We start from the raw sequence: 5,237 nt of genomic DNA, 5'->3' as shown, positions 1-5,237 counted from the left end.
TATGCCTTAACAAGAAAACCACTAAATTAGTCTATCAGCTTATCTTGATTTTCTCCATGGGTTATTTGGTTTGATTTGGTGAATTTTTAACTTAAAAAGAAACCACCAAAAAAACGAGCGTTTTTCTGGTGGTTTTTAGGTTTCGACCTATTTTGATGATACAAGACGAAGTTGCTTAAAATAACAATGAACTGGCACCAAAAACGAACCAATTTAATAGCGAACGGTTCTTTGTTTGGATACTAATTTGACGAAGCCACCGCTACAATACATCAAATTCCACCACCACACGGACAAATGCTTAATGAGCATCTTTTTACGCAAGCCATAAGTGTTGTAATGCTTCATTATCCCTAAATAAGAATTCATACTGCACAAAAAGGCAGCCTGCTCCTCCTTGGTCGGCTTGCATTCGCGCGTTAAGTGATTATGACGCGCAATTGCGTCATAAAAATTTCCTTTAATGCGCTTGCCAGCGTAAATGCGATTCGGCTTGATAGTCACTCCAAGAAAATTAACGCCCTTACTGTAATGTTGCAAATAAATCTTGCGAGGATGCAGAGTCAAGCCAAGCATTGCCTTAAGAAAATCAGCAATTTGCGGGACTAGCGTATTGAGATAATCTTTGTCCTGGTGTACCAGGACAAAGTCATCACAGTAGCGCCCATAATAGCGCACACCAAGATCATGCTTAATAAAATGGTCGAAGGGGTTTAGGTAGAAGTTGGCAAATATCTGGCTGGTTAAATTACCAATCGGCAGCCCACAGCCCGGCTTGGAATGAAATAGGCTTTTGTCTGGTGGTAAACCCTGCCAATCACGGCGACGCCCCTTAATAAAACAATTTTTGACGGGCTCGTATCTTAAAATTTTATGGCAAAGCTCCAGCAGCAACGCCTGGTCGGGCAAATGATACTGGTGCTGAATAAACGAGTTCAGTTGTGATGCCAAAATGGCTTTATTAATCGCCATGAAGAATCCCTGGATGTCCAGTTTTAAGATATAGGAATCTCGAGTATAGTTACCCGAACATCTCCTGATAAACCTATCAACGCGCCCAATACCAAAATGAACCCCTTTGTCTATACGACAGGCGTAACTGTCATAAATAAATGCCTGTTCAAACAAGGGATTCAATTTATGAATAACCCAGTGATGAACCACGCGGTCACGAAAATCAGCTGCAAAAATTTCACGTTGTACTGGCTTGTTAAGCACAAAGGCAATTGACCTGCTTGGCTGGTAACTGCCACTATTGATTTCATGAGCCAGCTGCAGGAGATTATGCTCGTAATCCATCTCAAAAGCCGTTGCATTGATTGTGTTGCGCTTGGTACGCCTGCATGCAGCATAAGCGTCAAATAACTCAGGAAGGTCAATTCTCGACTCCATCTCTAATGAGCTATCAAACAAAGGCAATAAAGAGTACTGTTGCATTACTACTCCATATCCTAAAAAGTACGGACCATAGTAATGGTCCGTATGTAAGAATGTACTTTTGATTAAAACCCCGAACACACCGAACCCTAAGAAGATTGTTCTTATTGTTGTTGTTCTCGTTACTCGAAGCAGGGCCGGTAAAGAACCGCGTAAACGCATTGTTGTTGTCGTTCTGCGTAGAACTCCAATACTCACTACCAGCTGCCTTATGAACGTGTTTTGGTTGCAGCAAGGCGCCTTGTTGCAATACGATTTAACTGCCCAATACATGCACCAGTCCGTTCATCGCTTTTAATCAAAATATGCTCGCTCACTGACGCCGTAACGCCAGTAACTCCGGCTTACTACGCGCTGGCTTTATGCCAACCCGTAATTTGGCGACCAATGCGCTCCATGAGCTCGCTTAGCACGGCTTGTTGCCTTATAGGCAAGAGCTTCATATCAACACACAGTCGAATTTCCAATTTCAATAATTCAAAATTATCCATAAACAGTTCTAATTCCGCGCGCTTGCTTTCTGATTTGTTGGCCCGATAAATGGAGCGCACGAGCTGTAATGCATCGCGCCGCATATTATCCGCCAGGCTGTATTTATACTCCCTGGGAAATTCTTTAGTGAATTGAAACAGCTTTAAAAGCATCGCATACGTATCTCGATATACCGGTAAGTCATAATACAGTGCCATAATACCGCAATCCTTTTGATTTCAAATCATGTTCAGACCGCTAAAGCGGTCTGAACAATAAATAGTTAAAGGGTTAAATAGTTAAAGCCCGAACACACCGAACCCTAAGAAGAAAGCTCTTAAGGTCGATGATCTCGTCACTCGAAGCAGGGCCGGTAAACAACCGCGTAAACGCATTGAGGTGGCCGTACTGCGAAGAACTCCAATACTCACTATTTGTGGTGAACTGGGTGAACCCGCTAACTCCTGAGTTGGCGTTAATAGTCGTTATATTTGCAACTATCAAGGGCCATTCATCTTGTGCTGGCAAGAACCAGGTACCCGCTCCGCTTCCCGCACTATAGCTACGACATGCTTCGGCGGCTGGGAAGCTTGGGCCTTCTAATAAGGTGTAGGTGTTATCTGTAGAGGTATCAAATGTATTGCTCGCACTGGTAGTTACATCAGTGAATGGCCCCCAAGTTACGGATGTAGCAACATCCGCAAGACTTAAGATATAAGCCGTGCTGCCATCTATACGATAAATCACCCCACCGCCAAAAGCATCACCTACGGTATAGCAATCAACCTGCACATTGGTCACATCAGCCGTAACATTCGTACCCGTGCCATTATTCACCGTACAGATTAATCCTGTAGGTTGAGTCGCTACGGTCACCGCATATCCACCACCATAAGCAACCGGTATGGCAAACTCAAAGTCAGTCGCGCCAGAAGTAATAGAGATATCAGTAGCCGTATCATTATTATTGCGCAATACCAAACCTGCAGCATTCAGACCCGTAATACTGCCGCCAATGGTAAAGGTAGTGGCATTACAGGTGATGCTCACATTATTGATATTAGCGGTAACATTCGTACCCATGCCATTGCTTATCGTGCAGGTTAATCCCGCAGGCTGAGTCGCAACCGTTACATTGTACCCATCACCATAAGCAACCGGTGTTGCAAACTCAAAAGACGTGGCGCCAGAAGGCACCGTTAAATCATCCGCTCCATTATTACGCAATACCAGGCCACTGGCAGTCAAACCAGAAATAGTGCCTCCAATGGTAAATAATGTGACTGGCGGCGGATTGTTACTTTTAGTCATATTGAGTTCGTTACCTAATGAAGGTATGGAGCAATAGATGGGATGACTCAAGGTATTACATACTTTGGGGCCGCCGCGTACATCACCACGCAACTTATCTGCGACAATCTGCAAGGTCAGCGTACAGCTAGCTCCTGAGGCTAAATTAAAAGAGACATTGCAGCTCCCTCCTGCTTGAGTCACTCCGGCAGGCAATCCACTGACTCCATTGCCATCTAAGGCATAAGGCGTATTGTTCGTGACTTTATAAGTTGTCGTAACGGTTTGGCCCGCATAAATCGTGCTGGGCGCTTTGGTGACGGGGGTAATTAAAAAAACAGGTTTCGCAGCTTGTGCGAGCACAGTACAACTCAAGGCTAAGCCTAATACTATCAATTGAATAGTCTTCTTCATGTGATTCATCCCTAAATAAAGGCGGTCAGTTGGAAGCGAACTTCTTGGCTGTATAAATGAGGCAAGCCAAGCGTTTGCTGGGTGAGTTGCGTAGGACTTAAGCCCAGTGAGGCCTTGCCTAAGTTCGCAAATTGATACCCTAGACCTAAACGAAGCATTGTATTGATATCCACATCCACCCCTGCCCCCACTCCCCAGGCAAACGATGTTTGAGTGCGGTCACTAAAGGGCGCCATAGGAGATGCCTCAATAATTAGCGGAGTTTCCGTATAAGCGCTCGTACGATTAAAGCCTGCACCTAACTCGCAAGACAGATAAGGGTGTATGGTTTGTTTAACCGTTCCCAACAGTTTCCCTGTCGCCATCAAGCGTTTAGATTGGATACGGTAGTCATAAATAAAATTATCAAATTCCGGTAAGGCAAATTGCCATACGTGGCCCTTGCTATGTACCTCGGTGTTAAAATAGCCCGATAGGCCTAATTGCCAGGAGAGCTGCTCTGTGAGCCCTCGCTCTATCCCCAATCCCAATCCCAGTAAGCCGCTGCTTTGAAAAGAAGTGTTATTTGTATAATGATTTGAAAAGGGAGGTAGTAAACTCAAGGTCTGCGCATGACCCGTGCGAATAAATTCAGCACCAAGGGCAATTCCAGCAAAAGGACGCAAGTCTGAAAAGACATTTGAAACCCCTTCGCCTCCAGCATATACATAATGACTCGCGCAAAACAGGCCGCTCCCTAACAACACAAAACCACTCAATGCTCTCATTGTAACTCCCTCTTATTTATCCCCTAAATCGCGCGCAAGCAGTTATAGTGCTTGTTTCATGACCAGTTTTACTGTACCACTTCAGAAGTGATTTAGGAAGAATGCTCAGGAACAATTAAAGAATTCATTACCGAACCCAGAAAAATTAGAGGAAAAAGTTCTATTTGAACTTAGCTTGGAGCAACATTTCAGTGGCAAATAAAGTGGGCTCATTCGCAGTTAATTTGGGCCAGAAATTTTATAGAGGCATTTAAAGTGAGCCGAAATTAAATTATAGTCGCAATTAATGTGGGCTAAAAAATGCGACGATTGCGAGCCGAGTGGGTTATAAACGCGAGCCGTAACAATTATGGCTTATTAACAAAAAAATTATTTTGCCAGGCATCAGTACCTTAACCATTTTAATAGCAAAGGTTCGAGATAGAGCATCAAAGCGATTATGGCAACGATTGACCTTATTGGTGAATAATAATCGTAAAGAGCAACTGGAAAATTTATTGCTGATTCCAAAAGGAAGTCGCTACAGTAAACTTGATGAATTAAAAAAGGGGCCTACGCACATCAGCAGCACAGGATTAGTGAAAGCTTTTCGACGTTATCAGTGTATACGTGATCTGGGAATAGGCCAAATAGATATTAGCAATATTCCGAAAGCAAAGATTAATCACCTAGCGAGATATGTCACTGTGTCGTGGGCACCGTCGATTGCAAGAATGCCTGATGATAGACGTATTGCTGTATTATTTTCTTTTGCTTATGTTTATGAAATCAAGGCACTGGATGATGCTCTGGATTTGTTGGATAGGCGCCGTCAATTTAACTTTTTATGACGTAAGCAAAGAGAGCTTGGCGAATTTT

Annotated in this window: 6 protein-coding genes; 2 read left to right on the top strand and 4 right to left on the bottom strand. The window is 43.6% G+C overall.

Annotation, left to right across the window (positions count from 1 at the left end; all coding sequences use genetic code 11):
- Positions 1–213 precede the first annotated feature (213 nt).
- Entirely contained in the window at positions 214–1,437 is a 1,224-nt protein-coding gene (locus Q0495_RS12990; RefSeq protein ID WP_298627033.1) for a reverse transcriptase/maturase family protein, read from the bottom strand.
- 61 nt (positions 1,438–1,498) lie between these two features.
- Between Q0495_RS12990 and Q0495_RS12985 the strand changes: the two genes are divergently transcribed.
- Positions 1,499–1,735: a hypothetical protein gene (locus Q0495_RS12985; protein WP_298627031.1), complete on the top strand. Its 237-nt coding sequence runs from the start codon at positions 1,499–1,501 to the stop codon at positions 1,733–1,735.
- 49 nt (positions 1,736–1,784) lie between these two features.
- On the opposite strand, the gene Q0495_RS12980 is transcribed toward Q0495_RS12985, so the two are convergent.
- From Q0495_RS12980 to Q0495_RS12970, 3 genes are all read right to left on the bottom strand, one after another.
- Positions 1,785–2,126 (bottom strand): four helix bundle protein, encoded by a 342-nt coding sequence (locus Q0495_RS12980; RefSeq protein WP_298627029.1) that lies wholly within the window; start codon positions 2,124–2,126, stop codon positions 1,785–1,787.
- A gap of 73 nt (positions 2,127–2,199) precedes the next feature.
- Positions 2,200–3,612, bottom strand: a complete 1,413-nt coding sequence (locus Q0495_RS12975) for a hypothetical protein (RefSeq protein ID WP_298627027.1) — start codon at positions 3,610–3,612, stop codon at positions 2,200–2,202.
- Positions 3,613–3,623: 11 nt separating this feature from the next.
- The gene (locus Q0495_RS12970) at positions 3,624–4,379 is read right to left on the bottom strand and encodes a hypothetical protein (protein WP_298627026.1); all 756 of its coding nucleotides are present in this window, start codon (positions 4,377–4,379) and stop codon (positions 3,624–3,626) included.
- 374 nt (positions 4,380–4,753) lie between these two features.
- Here Q0495_RS12970 and Q0495_RS12965 point away from each other — a divergent pair, with 374 nt between their 5' ends.
- Positions 4,754–5,209 carry a hypothetical protein gene (locus tag Q0495_RS12965; RefSeq protein WP_298627024.1) on the top strand — a complete coding sequence of 152 codons (456 nt, stop codon included), beginning with the start codon at positions 4,754–4,756 and terminating at the stop codon, positions 5,207–5,209.
- The last annotated feature ends 28 nt before the right edge of the window (positions 5,210–5,237 follow it).

The organism is uncultured Legionella sp. (assembly GCF_937871865.1).
Taxonomy (GTDB): Bacteria; Pseudomonadota; Gammaproteobacteria; order Legionellales; family Legionellaceae; genus Legionella.
Note: the sequence above shows the minus strand (reverse complement) of the source record. Positions and strands in the feature narration are given on the sequence as shown.

What these genes read in the sequence shown, in the direction of transcription:
- Q0495_RS12990 (WP_298627033.1), bottom strand. Translation starts at nt 1,437, where the DNA reads ATGCAACAGTACTCTTTATTGCCTTTGTTTGATAGCTCATTAGAGATG.
- Q0495_RS12980 (WP_298627029.1), bottom strand. Translation starts at nt 2,126, where the DNA reads ATGGCACTGTATTATGACTTACCGGTATATCGAGATACGTATGCGATG.
- Q0495_RS12975 (WP_298627027.1), bottom strand. Translation starts at nt 3,612, where the DNA reads ATGAAGAAGACTATTCAATTGATAGTATTAGGCTTAGCCTTGAGTTGT.
- Q0495_RS12970 (WP_298627026.1), bottom strand. Translation starts at nt 4,379, where the DNA reads ATGAGAGCATTGAGTGGTTTTGTGTTGTTAGGGAGCGGCCTGTTTTGC.